At 49.5% G+C, this 16,652-nt stretch carries 12 protein-coding genes, 18 tRNA genes and 2 rRNA genes (1 of these 32 only partly in view); 26 read left to right on the forward strand and 6 right to left on the reverse strand.

Features of this window, described 5'->3' with window-relative positions:
- The 22 genes from AUC31_RS03560 to AUC31_RS03665 form a co-directional block, all read left to right on the forward strand.
- Positions 1-1,714, forward strand: a 23S ribosomal RNA gene (locus AUC31_RS03560); it begins 1,219 nt to the left of the window's first position.
- A 131-nt stretch (positions 1,715-1,845) separates the two neighbouring features.
- Positions 1,846-1,961 (forward strand): 5S ribosomal RNA (gene rrf / locus AUC31_RS03565).
- Positions 1,962-1,971: 10 nt separating this feature from the next.
- Positions 1,972-2,046: transfer RNA gene (locus AUC31_RS03570), tRNA-Asn, on the forward strand.
- A 5-nt stretch (positions 2,047-2,051) separates the two neighbouring features.
- Positions 2,052-2,141, forward strand: a tRNA-Ser gene (locus tag AUC31_RS03575).
- Between the two features lie 21 nt (positions 2,142-2,162).
- Positions 2,163-2,237, forward strand: a tRNA-Glu gene (locus AUC31_RS03580).
- Positions 2,238-2,243: 6 nt separating this feature from the next.
- Positions 2,244-2,319, forward strand: a tRNA-Val gene (locus AUC31_RS03585).
- A 42-nt stretch (positions 2,320-2,361) separates the two neighbouring features.
- Positions 2,362-2,438: transfer RNA gene (locus AUC31_RS03590), tRNA-Met, on the forward strand.
- Between the two features lie 3 nt (positions 2,439-2,441).
- Positions 2,442-2,517: transfer RNA gene (locus tag AUC31_RS03595), tRNA-Asp, on the forward strand.
- A gap of 17 nt (positions 2,518-2,534) precedes the next feature.
- Positions 2,535-2,610, forward strand: a tRNA-Phe gene (locus AUC31_RS03600).
- Between the two features lie 14 nt (positions 2,611-2,624).
- Positions 2,625-2,700: transfer RNA gene (locus tag AUC31_RS03605), tRNA-Thr, on the forward strand.
- A gap of 3 nt (positions 2,701-2,703) precedes the next feature.
- A tRNA-Tyr gene (locus tag AUC31_RS03610) sits at positions 2,704-2,787 on the forward strand.
- A 6-nt stretch (positions 2,788-2,793) separates the two neighbouring features.
- Positions 2,794-2,867: transfer RNA gene (locus AUC31_RS03615), tRNA-Trp, on the forward strand.
- 19 nt (positions 2,868-2,886) lie between these two features.
- A tRNA-His gene (locus tag AUC31_RS03620) sits at positions 2,887-2,962 on the forward strand.
- A 42-nt stretch (positions 2,963-3,004) separates the two neighbouring features.
- Positions 3,005-3,080, forward strand: a tRNA-His gene (locus tag AUC31_RS03625).
- Between the two features lie 42 nt (positions 3,081-3,122).
- Positions 3,123-3,198 (forward strand) — tRNA-His (locus AUC31_RS03630).
- A 7-nt stretch (positions 3,199-3,205) separates the two neighbouring features.
- A tRNA-Gln gene (locus tag AUC31_RS03635) sits at positions 3,206-3,277 on the forward strand.
- Between the two features lie 5 nt (positions 3,278-3,282).
- Positions 3,283-3,357 (forward strand) — tRNA-Gly (locus AUC31_RS03640).
- A 7-nt stretch (positions 3,358-3,364) separates the two neighbouring features.
- A tRNA-Cys gene (locus AUC31_RS03645) sits at positions 3,365-3,438 on the forward strand.
- Positions 3,439-3,447: 9 nt separating this feature from the next.
- A tRNA-Leu gene (locus AUC31_RS03650) sits at positions 3,448-3,531 on the forward strand.
- Between the two features lie 213 nt (positions 3,532-3,744).
- Positions 3,745-3,828 (forward strand) — tRNA-Leu (locus tag AUC31_RS03655).
- A gap of 357 nt (positions 3,829-4,185) precedes the next feature.
- Positions 4,186-6,849 (forward strand): cation-transporting P-type ATPase, encoded by a 2,664-nt coding sequence (locus AUC31_RS03660; protein ID WP_058383675.1) that lies wholly within the window; start codon positions 4,186-4,188, stop codon positions 6,847-6,849.
- Positions 6,850-6,875: 26 nt separating this feature from the next.
- Complete coding sequence (locus AUC31_RS03665) at positions 6,876-7,925, forward strand: C45 family autoproteolytic acyltransferase/hydrolase (protein WP_058381332.1); 1,050 nt, start codon at positions 6,876-6,878, stop codon at positions 7,923-7,925.
- A gap of 25 nt (positions 7,926-7,950) precedes the next feature.
- Here the strand turns inward: AUC31_RS03665 and AUC31_RS03670 are convergent, their stop codons facing one another.
- Both AUC31_RS03670 and AUC31_RS03675 read right to left on the reverse strand, forming a co-directional pair.
- Positions 7,951-9,021, reverse strand: a complete 1,071-nt coding sequence (locus AUC31_RS03670) for a C45 family autoproteolytic acyltransferase/hydrolase (RefSeq protein ID WP_058381331.1) — start codon at positions 9,019-9,021, stop codon at positions 7,951-7,953.
- 92 nt (positions 9,022-9,113) lie between these two features.
- Positions 9,114-9,776 carry a B3/B4 domain-containing protein gene (locus AUC31_RS03675; RefSeq protein WP_157073455.1) on the reverse strand — a complete coding sequence of 221 codons (663 nt, stop codon included), beginning with the start codon at positions 9,774-9,776 and terminating at the stop codon, positions 9,114-9,116.
- A 65-nt stretch (positions 9,777-9,841) separates the two neighbouring features.
- On the opposite strand from AUC31_RS03675, the gene queG reads away from it, so the two are divergent.
- From queG to AUC31_RS03690, 3 genes are all read left to right on the forward strand, one after another.
- Complete coding sequence (queG, locus tag AUC31_RS03680; protein ID WP_058381329.1) at positions 9,842-10,987, forward strand: tRNA epoxyqueuosine(34) reductase QueG; 1,146 nt, start codon at positions 9,842-9,844, stop codon at positions 10,985-10,987.
- Positions 10,988-10,997: 10 nt separating this feature from the next.
- The gene (gene trmL, locus AUC31_RS03685) at positions 10,998-11,471 is read left to right on the forward strand and encodes a tRNA (uridine(34)/cytosine(34)/5-carboxymethylaminomethyluridine(34)-2'-O)-methyltransferase TrmL (protein WP_058381328.1); all 474 of its coding nucleotides are present in this window, start codon (positions 10,998-11,000) and stop codon (positions 11,469-11,471) included.
- 321 nt (positions 11,472-11,792) lie between these two features.
- Positions 11,793-12,101 carry a hypothetical protein gene (locus AUC31_RS03690; protein ID WP_083509118.1) on the forward strand — a complete coding sequence of 103 codons (309 nt, stop codon included), beginning with the start codon at positions 11,793-11,795 and terminating at the stop codon, positions 12,099-12,101.
- Positions 12,102-12,202: 101 nt separating this feature from the next.
- Here AUC31_RS03690 and AUC31_RS03695 read toward each other — a convergent pair whose 3' ends face one another.
- On the reverse strand, positions 12,203-13,504 hold the full coding sequence (locus tag AUC31_RS03695; RefSeq protein WP_058381327.1) for an NCS2 family permease: 1,302 nt from the start codon (positions 13,502-13,504) through the stop codon (positions 12,203-12,205).
- 419 nt (positions 13,505-13,923) lie between these two features.
- On the opposite strand from AUC31_RS03695, the gene AUC31_RS03700 reads away from it, so the two are divergent.
- Positions 13,924-14,754 (forward strand): aldo/keto reductase, encoded by an 831-nt coding sequence (locus tag AUC31_RS03700; RefSeq protein WP_058381326.1) that lies wholly within the window; start codon positions 13,924-13,926, stop codon positions 14,752-14,754.
- A 37-nt stretch (positions 14,755-14,791) separates the two neighbouring features.
- Here AUC31_RS03700 and AUC31_RS03705 read toward each other — a convergent pair whose 3' ends face one another.
- From AUC31_RS03705 to AUC31_RS03715, 3 genes are read right to left on the reverse strand one after another with little or no spacing between them, the layout of a single operon-like run.
- Complete coding sequence (locus AUC31_RS03705; RefSeq protein ID WP_058381325.1) at positions 14,792-15,634, reverse strand: RluA family pseudouridine synthase; 843 nt, start codon at positions 15,632-15,634, stop codon at positions 14,792-14,794.
- A 56-nt stretch (positions 15,635-15,690) separates the two neighbouring features.
- Positions 15,691-16,161, reverse strand: coding sequence for a thioredoxin family protein (locus AUC31_RS03710; protein ID WP_058381324.1), 471 nt, complete (start codon positions 16,159-16,161; stop codon positions 15,691-15,693).
- A gap of 1 nt (position 16,162) precedes the next feature.
- Entirely contained in the window at positions 16,163-16,588 is a 426-nt protein-coding gene (locus AUC31_RS03715; RefSeq protein ID WP_058381323.1) for a disulfide oxidoreductase, read from the reverse strand.
- Between the last annotated feature and the right edge of the window lie 64 nt (positions 16,589-16,652).

Raw genomic sequence — 16,652 nt, forward strand, 5'->3', positions numbered from 1 at the left:
TAGATGTCCGTGGTAGGAGAGCGTTCTAAGGGCGTTGAAGTCAGACCGGAAGGACTGGTGGAGCGCTTAGAAGTGAGAATGCCGGTATGAGTAACGAAAGACGGGTGAGAATCCCGTCCACCGAATGCCTAAGGTTTCCTGAGGAAGGCTCGTCCGCTCAGGGTTAGTCGGGACCTAAGTCGAGGCCGATAGGCGTAGACGATGGACAACAGGTTGATATTCCTGTACCACCTCCCCGCCGTTTGAGCAATGGGGGGACGCAGAAGGATAGGGTGAGCGTGCCGTTGGTTGTGCACGTCCAAGTTGTGAGATGAGAAACGAGGCAAATCCCGTTTCTATATAACATCAAGCAGTGATGGCAAGAGGTTTACCTCAGAGTCCCTGATTTCACACTGCCAAGAAAAGCCTCTAGCGAGGCGGGAGGTGCCCGTACCGCAAACCGACACAGGTAGGCGAGAAGAGAATTCTAAGGTGAGCGAGTGAACTCTCGTTAAGGAACTCGGCAAAATGACCCCGTAACTTCGGGAGAAGGGGTGCTCTGGTAGGGTGTTACAGCCCGAGAGAGCCGCAGTGAATAGGCCCAGGCGACTGTTTAGCAAAAACACAGGTCTCTGCAAAACCGTAAGGTGACGTATAGGGGCTGACGCCTGCCCGGTGCTGGAAGGTTAAGGGGAGTGCTTAGCGCAAGCGAAGGTGCGAACCGAAGCCCCAGTAAACGGCGGCCGTAACTATAACGGTCCTAAGGTAGCGAAATTCCTTGTCGGGTAAGTTCCGACCCGCACGAAAGGCGTAACGATCTGGGCACTGTCTCAACGAGAGACTCGGTGAAATTATAGTACCTGTGAAGATGCAGGTTACCCGCGACAGGACGGAAAGACCCCGTGGAGCTTTACTGTAGCCTGATATTGAATTTTGGTGCAACTTGTACAGGATAGGTAGGAGCCAGAGAACCCGGAGCGCCAGCTTCGGGGGAGGCGTCGGTGGGATACTACCCTGGTTGTATTGAACTTCTAACCCACAAGCCTTAGCGGCTTGGGAGACAGTGTCAGGCGGGCAGTTTGACTGGGGCGGTCGCCTCCTAAAGAGTAACGGAGGCGCTCAAAGGTTCCCTCAGAATGGTTGGAAATCATTCGCAGAGTGTAAAGGCACAAGGGAGCTTGACTGCGAGACGGACAGGTCGAGCAGGGTCGAAAGACGGACTTAGTGATCCGGTGGTTCCGCATGGAAGGGCCATCGCTCAACGGATAAAAGCTACCCCGGGGATAACAGGCTTATCTCCCCCAAGAGTCCACATCGACGGGGAGGTTTGGCACCTCGATGTCGGCTCATCGCATCCTGGGGCTGTAGTCGGTCCCAAGGGTTGGGCTGTTCGCCCATTAAAGCGGTACGCGAGCTGGGTTCAGAACGTCGTGAGACAGTTCGGTCCCTATCCGTCGCGGGCGCAGGAAATTTGAGAGGAGCTGTCCTTAGTACGAGAGGACCGGGATGGACACACCGCTGGTGTACCAGTTGTTCTGCCAAGAGCATCGCTGGGTAGCTATGTGTGGCCGGGATAAGTGCTGAAAGCATCTAAGCACGAAGCCCCCCTCAAGATGAGATTTCCCATTGCGCAAGCAAGTAAGATCCCTCAAAGACGATGAGGTAGATAGGTTCGGGGTGGAAGCGTGGCGACACGTGCAGCTGACGAATACTAATCGATCGAGGACTTAACCAACAAACTGAAACGCAAGTTTCCCACAATGTCGATTTATCCGGTTTTGAAAGAATAAGATATTAATTTTAAAATAATACTTGAAAAAATCGGTATTATTGATATAATAAATCTTGTCTTTCAAATTAATGCAGTCTAGTGATGATGGCAAAGAGGTCACACCCGTTCCCATCCCGAACACGGAAGTTAAGCTCTTTTGCGCCGATGGTAGTTGGGGGTTTCCCCCTGTGAGAGTAGGACGTCGCTAGTCTGGTTATTATTCCGAAGTAGCTCAGTGGTAGAGCACCGCACTGTTAATGCGATGGTCGTAGGTTCGAGTCCTACCTTCGGAGCCAATTATGGAGAGCTGTCCGAGTGGCCGAAGGAGCATGATTGGAAATCATGTAGGCGGGCAACCGTCTCAAGGGTTCGAATCCCTTGCTCTCCGCCAGTATCTTAAGTTCAAAATAAAGGCCCCTTGGTCAAGCGGTTAAGACACCGCCCTTTCACGGCGGTAACACGGGTTCGAATCCCGTAGGGGTCACCATTCAATGGAGGATTAGCTCAGCTGGGAGAGCATCTGCCTTACAAGCAGAGGGTCGGCGGTTCGATCCCGTCATCCTCCACCATTTCTTTTATGCATATAATATAGAAGGAAAAATAAATATTATCGCGGGGTGGAGCAGTTCGGTAGCTCGTTGGGCTCATAACCCAAAGGTCGCAGGTTCAAATCCTGCCCCCGCAACCAAATGGTCCCGTGGTGTAGCGGTTAACATGCCTGCCTGTCACGCAGGAGATCGCCGGTTCGATCCCGGTCGGGACCGCCATTTTTATTAATTAATATGGGTCAGTAGCTCAGTCGGTAGAGCATTAGATTGAAGCTCTAAGTGTCGGCGGTTCGATTCCGTCCTGACCCACCATATTTTTTCTCCATGCCGGAGTAGCTCAACTGGTAGAGCAACTGACTTGTAATCAGTAGGTTGAGGGTTCAAGTCCTTTCTCCGGCACCATTAGGTGGGGTAGCGAAGTGGCTAAACGCGGCGGACTGTAAATCCGCTCCTTCGGGTTCGGCAGTTCGAATCTGCCCCCCACCACCAGTTTTTAGGGGCATAGTTTAACGGTAGAACAGAGGTCTCCAAAACCTCCGATGTGGGTTCGATTCCTACTGCCCCTGCCATTTTTAAAATATTATGTTGGCGGTCGTGGCGAAGTGGTTAACGCACCGGATTGTGATTCCGGCACTCGGGGGTTCAATTCCCCTCGTCCGCCCCATGTTTTTCTAGAAATTTTAATATCATACATAATAATAGCGTGGCGGTCGTGGCGAAGTGGTTAACGCACCGGATTGTGATTCCGGCACTCGGGGGTTCAATTCCCCTCGTCCGCCCCATGTTTTTCTAGAAATTTTAATATCATACATAATAATAGCGTGGCGGTCGTGGCGAAGTGGTTAACGCACCGGATTGTGATTCCGGCATTCGGGGGTTCAATTCCCCTCGTCCGCCCCAGTATTATTGGGGTATAGCCAAGCGGTAAGGCAACGGGTTTTGATCCCGTCATGCCCTGGTTCGAATCCAGGTACCCCAGCTTTTGCGGAAGTAGTTCAGTGGTAGAACGCCACCTTGCCAAGGTGGAGGTCGCGGGTTCGACCCCCGTCTTCCGCTCCATTATTTAGGCGGCATAGCCAAGCGGTAAGGCATGGGTCTGCAACACCCTTACCACCGGTTCGAGTCCGGTTGCCGCCTCCAAACTATTTTGCCGGCGTGGCGGAATTGGCAGACGCGCGGGACTCAAAATCCCGTTCCTTCACGGGAGTGTCGGTTCGACCCCGACCGCCGGTATCAAATGATCATCACTCTGCCAAGTGATGAAAGCTTAAAACTCTGACTTTTATAGTCAGAGTTTTTTCTTTATTTATATGAATGATTTGCAGTTGTACACAGCAAAGATTTTTTTAAAAAAATAGCTAATAACCCCTTGCAAAATAATCGGTTTACTAATATAATAATAAATGTTCCTGAAAGCAATGAATAATTGTTTCTGGATTCAATTTTGCCGGCGTGGCGGAATTGGCAGACGCGCGGGACTCAAAATCCCGTTCCTTCACGGGAGTGTCGGTTCGACCCCGACCGCCGGTATCATTTTCATTGCTCTGCCAAGCAATGTATTGAAAGGCCCTAACTTCAGTTAGGGCTTTTTTCTTTGTCTTAATTTGGTAACAAGAGTAGCACTACTATTAGAAAAACCACTAATGGAAAACTAGCTGAGGAGTAGCCTGTTATCGAACGAGACGGACGTGGCCGATGCGGTAAGTTGGAAGGGTAGTGATGGAAACATCTTAGGGGATCGGCTCTCTACACCGGTATTTTGAAAAAGGCAGCTTCCTTTGAAGACTGTCTTTTTTACGTGTATTGGAATATATAATAGGATGCGGTAGGAGAATGAAGGCTGCGTGTTATAATAATCAAAATTACGATCTTGGCGGGGGTGGCAAGGTGGTTACAGAACAAGGATTTGACCAAGAGTTTACGGTTATACTTGATAACCACAAAGTCCGTTTAGAAGAAGGGTTGAGCGAAGTTGAAGTTGTAAAGAGGTTAAAGATTTTTGGCGCTAATGAATTGCCTCAAGGAAAGCGAGAACCTGGAGTTATAAAGTTTTTTAAGCATTTTCATGATGTGCTGATCTATGTATTGTTGGCAGCGGCAGTTATTACAGTCGTACTTGGACATTATATTGATACGAGTGTTATTTTAGCTGTAGTTGTCATCAATGCGGCAATTGGCTATATTCAACAGAATAAAGCTGAGAAAGCATTGGATAGTATACGTGAAATGCTTTCATTTAAAGCCGGAGTGCTGAGAGAGGGAAAGCGAAAAGATATTCTGGCGGCTGATTTGGTGCCTGGGGATCTTGTTTATTTAAGGGCGGGTGATAAAGTGCCCGCAGATATACGGCTTATAGAAGCGTCGAGTCTACAGGTGGAGGAGTCCTCTTTGACTGGTGAGTCGGATGCAGTAAATAAACAGACTGAGAGGCTATCGAGCGAAACGGTGCTTGGCGATCGCTCCAATATGGTGTTTGCAGGAACTGCTGTTGCAGCCGGATCAGGGTTTGGGGTGGTCATTGCAACAGGAGGAAATACGGAACTCGGAAAAATCAGCAGCGCCATGGAATCGGTCGAGAAATTACAGACGCCCTTATTAAAGCAGACTGCTCAATTCGGCAAGTTGATATCGGTGATTATTGTATTAAGTGCAATCGGCATGTTCTTTATCGGGTATTGGGTTCATGACTATGCGACAGCTGAGTTGTTATTGGCAATCATCGGCTTGACCGTAGCCGCCATTCCAGAAGGCTTGCCGGCGGTTCTATCTATTATTTTAGCTTTGGGTGTCCAAACGATGGCTGGGAAAAATGCTATTGTACGGAACTTGCCGTCCGTCGAAACTTTAGGGGCCGTTACGGTAATATGCTCAGATAAGACAGGCACTTTGACGAAAAATGAAATGACGGCGACTTCTGTTATTCTGGCAGATGAAGAAATCAATGTTAGTGGGGTCGGTTATTCACCCGAAGGAATGTTAAAGAAAAACGGAGATGGCATTCGTTTAGCTGATCATCCTCGATTGGCAAAGTTTTTAGCCTGTGTGAAAACAGTTAATGATGCGCATTTGGTCAAAGGGAAAAAAGGGAAATGGTCAATCAGTGGAGGTGCGACGGAAGGCTGCCTCTTGACGCTTGCAGAGAAAGCGGATGACGAAGTAGAGAAGTTGCCAGTGATTATGAAGATTCCGTTTGATTCTTCTTATAAATACATGGCTGCTTTGGTTGAAGATCGGGGAACTAAATGGATTTATGCAAAGGGGGCCCCTGACAAGCTACTGGATATGATACAAAGCGAAGAAAGGGATGAATGGGAGGCGAAGATAGCCTCACATGCAAAACGCGGAGAACGCCTTTTAGGAGCTGCTGTTAAGCAAGTCGATTACACAGAGGGAACCATAAGCCACGAAGATATGAAGTGCGGATTTGAGTTTCTGGGCATGGCTGGCATCATTGATCCTCCGCGCGAAGAAGTGATCGATTCAATTGTACAATGCAAGAAAGCCGGAATTCGTGTCAAGATGATCACTGGAGACCATAAAGACACCGCTGTCGCGATTGGAGCTAAGCTTGGAATCGGCGATGGGGCCAAGGCGCTTGAAGGCAGGGAATTGGCTGGCTTAAACGCAGAACAGTTGGAAGCTGCAGCCATGGAATATGATATTTTCGCACGTACCAGCCCGACAAATAAATTGCAATTGGTTGAAGCTCTTCAAGCCAAGGGGCAAGTGTGCGCAATGACCGGTGACGGGGTCAATGATGCACCGGCTTTGAAACGAGCTGATATCGGCATTGCGATGGGAATCAAAGGAACAGAAGTATCAAAAGAAGCGGCAGAGATGGTGCTGGTTGATGATAATTTCAGCACGATTGTCAATGCAGTGAAGGAAGGGCGGCGCGTCTATGTCAATTTGAAAAAGACCATCCTGTTCATCTTGCCGACAAACGTATCCGAAGGGCTGCTCATTTTTATCAGCATTCTATTTGGCACTACGATTCCGCTCACTGCTGTGCAGATTTTGTGGGTCAACATGATTACCGCTGTGACGATTTCCTTGGCGATTGCATTTGAGAAGCTCGAGCCGGGTACGATGGAGCGGCCACCTAGGAAAGCCAATAGCCCGTTGCTCAGTGGATATTATGTTTTCCGCATCGCTTTTGCATCGGCGATTATCGGAGGAGGCATTTTATGGATGAACAGTATGCTGGAAGCTAGAGATTATGATCAAGGCGTCTTGCAGACCATGACTTTACAAGCCCTGGTCATTTCACAGCTATTTTATTTATTCAACTGCCGGAGTGAGCGGCGTTTTGCGTTGAATCGTGATTTCTTTTCCAATAAAGCGGCTTTTATTGTCTCGGCCATATTGATCTTAGTGCAGCTATCGGTGACGTATGTGCCGTTTATGAATACGCTGCTTGGCACGGAACCGATCGGGCTCAGGTATTGGATTTGGCCGTTGCTGATCGGGATGAGCGTCTTTATTATTGTGGAACTGGAAAAATGGGTGGTGCGCCGAATGAGTAAGAAAGTTGATCTTTTAAAAAATTAAAAAACGATCAGTAATGAGGAGGAGTTATGAGACAGATACATAGTGAAGTCGTCGAATTCAGAGGAAGCCATTATGATTATGGAATGATGCAGGGAAACGCGCTCAAAGAATCGATCACGCTGCACAACCGCCGCGGGCAATGGAAGAGCAAGAGGCCACGTTTTGTCATCGATCCAGCAGAAGCGCAAGCTGCGTTCAATGAATACGCACCAAACTTGTGGGAAGAGTTGAAAGGCCTTGAAGAAAGCCTCGAGCTGCCGATTGATGAGGTGCTTCGTGATTTTGGCGGTTATCGGATCGATGCGCCGCCGTCGGGCTGTTCGATCGTCAGCGGCGAAGACTTTTTGGTGCGCAATTATGATTTCCATCCGCAGACATATGAAGGCAGGTTCTGCTTGTTTCAACCTGAGGAAGGAAATGCCATTATCGGTCCGAGCCAGCGCATTTTGGGGCGCATGGATGGCATGAACGAGCACGGCCTGGTGATGGGCTATAATTTTATGCACCGGAAAAACCCAGGCGATGGCTTTGTTTGTTATATGATCGGGCGCATCATTCTTGAGAGCTGCTCATCCATTGAAGAAGCTGTCGCTTTGGTCAAAGATATCCCGCACCGCGGGTCATTCAGCTACGTTGTGACTGATAAGAGCGGCGCCACAAAGGTCATCGAAGCGACGCCCCGTAAAGTGGCGGTGCGTGATGCAATGGCGTGTACGAATCATTTTGAAATCCAGCACCATGAGAACCGTAATTATCTAAAGGATTCCCATGAACGCTTGTCAGTTATCGAACAGAATGCAGAAGATGCAGCGGAAGCGTATCGCGCTTATCGCTTGTTCAATGATACGGGCCGCGGCTTGTTTTCGAATCTTTATAAGAGTTGGGCCGGAACAATCCATACATCTGTCTATCTACCGAAAGAGCAGGAAGTGTGGTTTGCGCTTGGGGGCGACCAGGAGCCCGAAGTGTTTAAGTTTGGCGAATGGCTTGCAGGAAAGCCTGTCCGTAATCAATCCGTCCATGGGCAGATTGATACCGGCATCGGCTTTGCCCATACTGATGCGTTGTTCAAATAAAAAACGGCTGGAGCACATGAGTGCTCTAGCCGTTTTTTTGTTGCAATGAAGATAGGTCGTCAAGATACGGAAACGGGAAATGCGTATCGATTTTCCCGTTGATGCGTTTCGCCAGCAAGCGTTCGCCTTGGAGCCATTTTTGGAAATCGAACATGAGCGGCAAGCGATCGGGGCCGATGGCGAATCCGACTTCCAAACTGTTTGGGAAATAGGAAGCCGTATGCAAAGTACCGGAAGCGGTGCTGTATTTGGTTGAAAACACGCCCTGGTCCGAGTCGTTCAATAATCGAAACGCTGCGTATGCGTCGTTTGATGTTGTGGAATGCGTAAGAAGCGCTTCCTCGCGGCGTTTTGAATCGTCGATCTGGTAACGGTTTTCTTCCGATAACACTTCGAAATGGTTGGTCGATACAGCTGCTTCCCGGACGATGACATTGCGCGGGGAAGTTTCGGCGACGACTGAACGTCCGCTCTTATCCAGCAATACATAGCTGAATGACCGGCGGTGGGGCAGCTCTTTCAATAAATCGACCGCTTCTTCGATCGATGCGCAATGTTCGAGGATCAGGCGTCCGATCATATTGCAGATAAACCCGTCCGCTGAATTGCGGCGGTTGATGAAATTATAGCCCATCGCTAGGCCCTTCTCATTGAGGCCATCCGTCCGTCCTGTAATTTGCATGGACGGCCCGATGGATGCATAGCCCCCGTCAGTCGGCTCGTACAAGGCGAACCGGCCTTCATAGCCTTGCGGTGAGCTGTCATAGTTGCGGACAAGGAAGTCGGAACGGCTCAGGATCGAACAGCCACTGCGTGTATATTCGATATAATAGCCGCCGAATTCGCGCAGCGCATCATAAAATGGCCATTTCAGGGCATCGGCCAAGCCTTCGATTTCTTCCCAGATGCGTGGGGCAAAACGTTCGAGCATTTCGATGGCCTTCGTTTCATCCACCAATAGCTGCCGGCTGTTTTCGCCGCGCTGTATTTTTCGGTTCGGTAAAAGCAGTGAATCTCTTAACAATTCCCCTTGATGATAGCCGAAATCATAATGGCTGCCGCGGAATTGGATTACGTCGCTATGGACTTTCTTCATGTGGCATCCCTCTTTTTTATCTCAGTATCAAAAGAATACTAGAGTTTTGGGGAGAATAAAAAGAATATGCCTGAAGCATATGCTTCAGGCAATTAAAGGACGTAGCTTGTCGCTTCGCCGCCATTGATTCCGGTGAACATATTGCCGGCAGCAGTCAATAGCTGCAAGGCATTGTCGCGGTTCATGGACGGACGGAGGTAAAACACATGTACCGCGTCAGTTGTTTGCGGGGTTACAGCAGTGCGCTTTGAATCGACGTACGGGCTGCCGAATGCGCCTTTTGCATCGCGTGTGACGATGATGTTATCGAGCGTATTGTCGCGGTTATTCAAGCCTTCATAACGGTCATCGGGCTTGCCGAGCGCGATTTCGATCTCGCCTTCGATTTGAGCTGTATCGTACAAACCGAGTGGAATTTCGTACTGAAGCGATAGAAAACTGTTCATATCGATCGCTGAATTGACAGGGACCAGATAGTTTTGTTTACGCACACGGCGATACAAGGCTTCTGCAGAAGGCCGGTAGCGGTTCGGGTCGCCTCCGAGCGCTTTCCAGGCCAGCTTCCATTCGAGAAGGCCAGGGAAATTCGTTAATTCCTTATCGTCCATATCGAAAAATAATTGCTCCTGGAACAGCTGGAGACGGCCTTTTAACATTTGAGGTGAATCCGAAACGGTGATATTGTTATAATGAATAATGCCGACTTTGAAATCAGGCACAATCTCTGTAATTTCAGGGTTTACGCGAAAGTCCACAGCAAACATCCTTTCCGTGAATAGTAGAATCATCTTACCATAAATTGGAGCAAGGAGTTATCGACATGAACTTGGATCAATTCCAACAACAACTGGTTGCGTATGCCGCGGAAATCGGAATTGATAAAATCGGCTTTGCTTCGGCCGAACCTTTTTTTAGTTTAAAGCATCGTTTGATCCGCCAGCAGCAATTGAATTTCCAGTCCGGCTTTGAGGAATCGGATGTGGAGAAACGCACGCGCCCGGAACTATTGATGGAAGAGCCGGTGAGCATCATTGCGATAGCGATTGCCTATCCTTCCAAAATGGAAGGGGCAACGCCGGGTGTCAAAGGGGCTAGGCGCGGCATTTTCTCGCGTTCTTCCTGGGGCAAGGATTACCATGCGGCACTTCGGGACAGGCTGGCGCTGCTAGAAGCGTTCATCGCGGCTCATTATCCCGAGGCACGCACAAAATCCATGGTCGATACGGGTGAATTGTCCGACCGTGCCGTGGCAGAACGGGCCGGCATCGGCTGGAGTGCGAAAAACACCAATATCATCACGCCGGAGTTCGGGTCATATGTCTATTTGGGCGAGATGATCACCAACATCCCATTTGAATACGACGAGCCGATGGAAGACCAATGCGGCGACTGCCGCTTATGTATCGATACGTGCCCGACCGGCGCGATTGTCGAGGGCGGACAGCTCAATGCTCAGCGCTGCATCTCATTTTTGACGCAGACAAAAGGTTTCCTGCCGGATGAGTTTCGCTCGAAAATCGGCAACCGGATTTACGGCTGTGACACGTGCCAAACCGTGTGCCCGAAAAATAAGCGCAAAGCCAATCGCATCCACCCGGAATTCGACCCGGACCCGGAAATTGCCAAACCGCTTTTAGAGCCGTTGTTGACGATTTCTAACCGTGAGTTCAAAGAGAAATTCGGTCATGTGTCAGGTTCTTGGCGCGGCAAAAAGCCGATTCAGCGCAACGCCATTTTGGCACTTGCCCATTTCAAGGAGCAGTCGGCAGTGCCCACGTTGATCGAATTAATGAACACGGATCCGCGCCCGGTCATCCGCGGTACGGCCGCTTGGGCGATCGGCCGCATCGGAACGGATGAAGGAAGACAAGCGCTCGAACTTGCAAGGCAGCAAGAGAAAGATGAAGAGGTGCTGGCGGAGATCGAAAAAGGCCTGGCATTCTTTTCTGCAGAAACGAAAGGATAAGTGAAGAAATTTGGGAATTCATATTGTGTTATATCAGCCATTAATTCCGGCGAATACCGGGAACATTGCACGCTCTTGTGCGGGGACAGGGGTCAGCCTTCATTTGATCAAGCCGCTCGGATTTTCGACGGACGATAAAATGCTTAAACGGGCGGGGCTCGATTATTGGGAGCACGTGGATATTCATTACCACGATGGCCTCGATGAGTTGTTTACATCCTATCCGGACGGCAAATACCATTACATCACCAAGTTCGGTACGAAGACATACAGTTCGTTCGATTTTTCAGATACCGGGGAAGATTATTTCTTCGTCTTCGGTCAGGAAACAAAGGGCTTGCCGAGGGAATTGATTGATGCCAACTTAGACCGCTGTTTGCGCATTCCGATGAATGAACATATCCGTTCACTCAATTTGTCGAACACGGCAGCGATCTTGATGTATGAAGCGCTGCGCCAACAGGATTTCCCGAATTTAAAATAAACGACAAAAAAGGACAGCGCGTGGACGCTGTCCTTTTGCATTTCACATTATTGTCTTTTGTCTGTGCCTGGTTTGTCATCGTATCCAGCAGTGAAGATAGCTACCAAAAACGATACACAAATCCCCAAGATTAAGATCAAGTTCATGAATGACGACCTCCTTGAAATTTGCATCTGTGTTTAGTATAGCGTACCAAAGGGAAAAATGAAATATGGAACCCACTCGAAAATATGGACATTTTCCGTCCATCTGAAAAACTTGAAACTTTTTTGGATGTGATGCGTATATAGGGGTAGGAAGAAAAGGAAGGGATGAACTGATATGAAAATGAAGACATCCGTTGCACTGCTTTGGATTACGGGCCTTGCGGAGGCATTTCTGGCCATTCCGTTCATCGGAGGCGGATTTGTCATTTCTGCAGGCTATGCACCGCTCGGCATCATGTTCGTGCTGCATGCCATTACGTTGTTCTTTTGCTTTAAAGAATATTCGCCGAAGTTCGGCTCGATTCTGGGGATCATTACAAGTGCACTCGCTTGGATTCCAGTGATTGGCTGGGCGCTGCACTTATTGACAGCAATCGTGCTATTGCTCTCCGCAGCCATGTCCGGGCGTTCAGCTAGAGTTTAACAGGAAAAGCACCGAGAAATCGGTGTTTTTTTTTGTGAGTGGAGCGTTCATTTAAGGTGCATAATAAAAAATCCCCTGCATACTTTTATGCAGGGGATTTTTTAATGCGGTGCAATGAGGATCTGGATCGTGAACAGCACAGCAAAAATATAAAGGATCGGGTGGACTGCTTTCCATTTGCCTTTGAAGATTTTCATCAGCGGGTAAGAAATGAATCCGAGTGCGATGCCGGTTGCGATGCTTGATGTGAGCGGCATGGCGAGAACGATCAGAAACGCCGGGAACGCTTCATCGAATTGATCCCAGTCGATATGCTTGACCGCACCGATCATTAAGCTGCCGACGATGATGAGCGCGGGAGCGGTGATGGCGGCGACGCCGGAAAGAGAGCCGACGAGCGGCCCGAAAAAGGCAGCAGCGATGAACAGGAGCGCGACGGTCAAAGTCGTGAGCCCTGTGCGTCCGCCTGCAGCAACACCAGCAGAAGATTCGACATAAGCGCTGGTCGGGCTTGTGCCGACCATGGCGCCTGCACTGGCGGCGACAGAATCAGCGAGGAGCGCCTGGCGCACGCGCGGCATTTTATTGTCTTTCATGAGCCCTGCTTGTTTTGCGACACCGATCATCGTTCCGGTCGTGTCGAACAGCGTGACGAGCAGGAACGAGAACACGACACCGTAGAGCCCGAATTCGGCGACCAGCAGGAACGCTTCGATAGGATTCCAAACGATGATGCCTTCCGGAAGCGACGGCAACTTCATAAAGCCTTCTGCAAATGTTAGTTGGCCGGTGAAGAAGGCAATGATGCCCGTTGCGATCATGCCGAAGAAAATCCCGCCATGAATGTTCAAGGACATGAAGATAAGCGTGATGGTGAGCCCTGCGAGCGTCAAAGCGACAGGCGGCGAAGTCAGGTCACCAAGCCCCACGAGATTCGCCTCATTGGCGACGATCAATCCGCTGAGGCGCATGCCGATAAAAGCGATGAACAAGCCGATGCCTGCCGTGATGGCATGTTTCAAGTTTTCCGGAATGGCTTCAATCAAGATTTTGCGCATTGAGGTTAGTGACAGTGCGACAAACAGCAATCCCGAAACGAAGACTGCGGCAAAAGCAGTCGTATAATCAATGGCGCCGTCAGAAGCGAGCACCATGGAAGTGAAATATGCGTTAAGCCCCATGCCCGGCGCGATGGCGATCGGGTAATTGGCGAGAAGTGCCATCCAAAGTGTACCGATAACTGCGGCAATGATGGTGGCAAGAAAAACCTGGTCGAACGGAACGCCGGCAGCACCTAGAATCACCGGGTTGACGATGACGATATATGCCATCGTCAAAAATGTCGTCATACCGGCAGTGATCTCGGTTCTGACGTCAGTTCCGTGTTCTTTTAACTGAAACATGGAATATCCTCCTTATAAACACGAACATTTTGAACAACACGTTTAATAATATTCGTTTTTAATATCGGATGCAAGAGCTTTTCTCAATCTGGTGGCGAATAGTCGAAATTCCTTTCGATAATTTCAAAGTGTTAAAGAAGTCTATTAACCAACTATGAATTAAAAAGGAATTATCTTTTCTTCATTCAAAAATCAAAGACTTATCTGAGTATCCGGAGAAGCGTTCGCTCGACTCCTGCGGGAAAAGCGGGTTTGAGAGACCCCGCAGGAACGAAGTGACGAGGAGGCTCGATTCCCGCCCGCGGAAAGCGAGCGATAAGCTTCGGGAAATACGGCCTCTTAACTTTTTCAACAAGCTGGAATAGTCGAAATTCCTGTCGACAATTTGTACAATGAAAAAGAACAGGAGGAGAATTTTTATGAATCTGACGATTGAATCAACAAAAACCTTACATAATGGAGTGGAAATGCCGCGTTTCGGTCTTGGCGTCTATAAGATGACCGATAAAGAAGCGGCGGTCGAAGCGATGGTAAAAGCAATCCAAACAGGCTATAAAGCGATCGATACCGCTACGGTGTACGACAATGAAGCAGAGGTCGGGGAAGCGGTCCGTGCAGGCGGCGTGAAGCGTGAAGAGCTGTTCATCACATCGAAAGTGTGGAATACCGACCAGGGCTACGACCAGACCTTGCATGCATTTGAAGCTTCATTGAAACGGCTGGATATGGACTATCTGGATCTGTATTTGACGCATTGGGCAATTCCCGATACATTCGAGGAAACCTACCGTGCAATCGAGCGGCTCTATGATGAAAAATTGATCCGTGCTGCCGGCGTTTCCAACCATCAGCAGCATCATCTGGAGAAGATTTTGGCCAAGGACAACACGAAACCGATGGTCAACCAGATCGAGTTGCATCCGCAATTGACGCAGGAGTCATTGCGCGAATTTTGTGCGGCACAAGACATTGCGGTCACTTCCTGGTCGCCACTTGCGAGAGGGCGTCTGCTCGAAGATCCGGTGCTGTCGGAAATCGGCGAAAAGCACGGGAAATCCATCGCGCAGACGATCATTCGCTGGCATCTCCAGAATGACTTGATCGTTATCCCGAAATCGGTGACGCCGTCGCGCATCGTTGAAAATGCCGATGTTTTTGATTTTGAATTAAGTGAAGAAGAAATCAAACAGATTTCAGCGCTTAATCAGGATTGGCGCAGCGGAACCCATCCGGACGAAATCAAAGTTTAATAAAAAAGGCCAGCGAATGGGTTCGCTGGCCTTTTGGTTATTGTTTTGCTTCGATATCGATTTGCTGTCCAGTGAACGGGTGTTTAAACGCGATTCGGAAAGCATGCAGGAAGTATTCGCCGTCTTCAGTCGGCGGCCCTCCGTACAATTCATCGCCGATGATCGGGTGCTTGACGTGGGACAGATGGGCGCGGATTTGATGCGTGCGCCCAGTCTCCAAAGTTAAGTGAAGCAGCGAGCGGCCATCTGCGCGGTTGATGACTTGGTAATGGGTGACGGCGCTTTGCCCGTTCGGTGATACGCGGCGGCGCGTAGCGTGATGGCGGTCGCGGCCAAGCGGGAAGTCGAGCGTCCCGGATTGCCCGCGGACGAGGCCTTTAACGAGTGCTTCGTATTCACGCTGCACAAGCTTTTGTTCAACCATCCGGTCCATGACGTTTTTGGCGATCGGGTGTTTAGCCAATAGCAACACGCCGGAAGTACCTTGGTCCAGCCGGTGGATATGTTCGATATACGAACCGCCGGATTGCTGGACGTAAGCGATCAAGCCGTTGATGAATGTATCATCCTGGTGGTTATCGTTCGGGTGGGTTGCGAGCCCTTTCGGTTTATTGGCGATGATGAAGTGCTCGTCTTCAAATAAAATCTCAGGTTCGATCGACGGGTTCGAGCGGTATGGCGATTCTGCTTGGGGGATAGTAACAGTCAATTGCGTCCCTTTGTCGAGCGGTTCCTGCCAGCGTGGTTCTGTGCCATCGGCTAGGCGGACGCCTTTTGCCATGCGCAGTTCGTGCACGGTCTTTTTTCCGAGTCCCCATTCGTTTTTCAATAAGTCCGTAACGGTCATGCCTTGTTCCGGGATTTGGTAAGTCCAATTCATCATACAGTCCTCCATAAAAACGGGATCATGCGCGCGGCACATGATCCCGTTTCAGTTTATTTTTTCACGACTTCCTGGAAAAATTGTTCGATATTCTCTTTCGGCTGTGCGCCTGTCCAGCGGGCAACTTCCTGACCGTCTTCGTAATGGACCAGTGTCGGTGTCGCTTCGAGTGCATAATCAGACCAGCCTTGCTCAAATTCGAGCAGGTTGTATTGAAGCACATCGACTTCCATATCATCTGCGACAGGCATCAAGATCGGTGTAGTCTGTTGGCAGAATTGGCAAGTCGGGCTAAAGAAATAAACAGTCGTCGGCTCTCCGCTTTGGATCTGTTCATTTACGTCTTCCGGCAATGCGATGTTCTGGTAGTTTTCATCATCGAGCTGATCGATGGTGGCCGGATTCAGATCATCCGTGCCGTATGGGTTGTCCGCCAGTTTCTCGTCTTGCGATTGATTGGTCAAGAAGACGATCAACGCAAAGATGGCAAGCACGACGCCGGCGATAATCAGCAATTTTTTCATCTTATTGTTCCTCCTTCAATGATTTCCACAGATAAACACTCGTTCCGGCAATCAAAGCGAATGCGATGAGTGCGAGAAACGGGATGGTGATGAATCCGAGGTAATTGATATATTCCCCTGTGCATGGGACTTGCCCGCATGACGGTGCGGAATCCGACAAGAACCTGAGTTTTTGGATGCCGTAATGATACAGCGAAACCGAGCCGCCAATGACAGACAGCACGAGTGAAGTCATGGCGATGCGCGGATTTTTCTGCACATAGGCAACACCTAGCACAAAGACGAGGGGATACATGAAGATGCGCTGCACCCAGCACAGCTCACACGGAATGTACCCGCGCACTTGGGAAAAATACAGCGAGCCAAGTGTCGCAACTAGGGACACCGCCCACATGAACAGCAAACTGTTTTCTTGACGCTTCGTCATCTTTTGACCCTCTTTTCCGGAATGCTTTCCTTTTGAAGTATAATTCTTAACACCATACAAGTAA

Origin of the sequence: Planococcus rifietoensis (assembly GCF_001465795.2) — a bacterium.
Classification (GTDB): domain Bacteria; phylum Bacillota; class Bacilli; order Bacillales_A; family Planococcaceae; genus Planococcus; species Planococcus rifietoensis.

Excerpts from the sequence above, each read along its gene's own strand:
- AUC31_RS03665 (WP_058381332.1), top strand. The coding sequence starts at position 6,876 with ATGAGACAGATACATAGTGAAGTCGTCGAATTCAGAGGAAGCCATTAT.
- AUC31_RS03670 (WP_058381331.1), bottom strand. The coding sequence starts at position 9,021 with ATGAAGAAAGTCCATAGCGACGTAATCCAATTCCGCGGCAGCCATTAT.
- queG (WP_058381329.1), top strand. The coding sequence starts at position 9,842 with ATGAACTTGGATCAATTCCAACAACAACTGGTTGCGTATGCCGCGGAA.
- AUC31_RS03690 (WP_083509118.1), top strand. The coding sequence starts at position 11,793 with ATGAAAATGAAGACATCCGTTGCACTGCTTTGGATTACGGGCCTTGCG.
- AUC31_RS03695 (WP_058381327.1), bottom strand. The coding sequence starts at position 13,504 with ATGTTTCAGTTAAAAGAACACGGAACTGACGTCAGAACCGAGATCACT.
- AUC31_RS03700 (WP_058381326.1), top strand. The coding sequence starts at position 13,924 with ATGAATCTGACGATTGAATCAACAAAAACCTTACATAATGGAGTGGAA.
- AUC31_RS03705 (WP_058381325.1), bottom strand. The coding sequence starts at position 15,634 with ATGAATTGGACTTACCAAATCCCGGAACAAGGCATGACCGTTACGGAC.
- AUC31_RS03710 (WP_058381324.1), bottom strand. The coding sequence starts at position 16,161 with ATGAAAAAATTGCTGATTATCGCCGGCGTCGTGCTTGCCATCTTTGCG.
- AUC31_RS03715 (WP_058381323.1), bottom strand. The coding sequence starts at position 16,588 with ATGACGAAGCGTCAAGAAAACAGTTTGCTGTTCATGTGGGCGGTGTCC.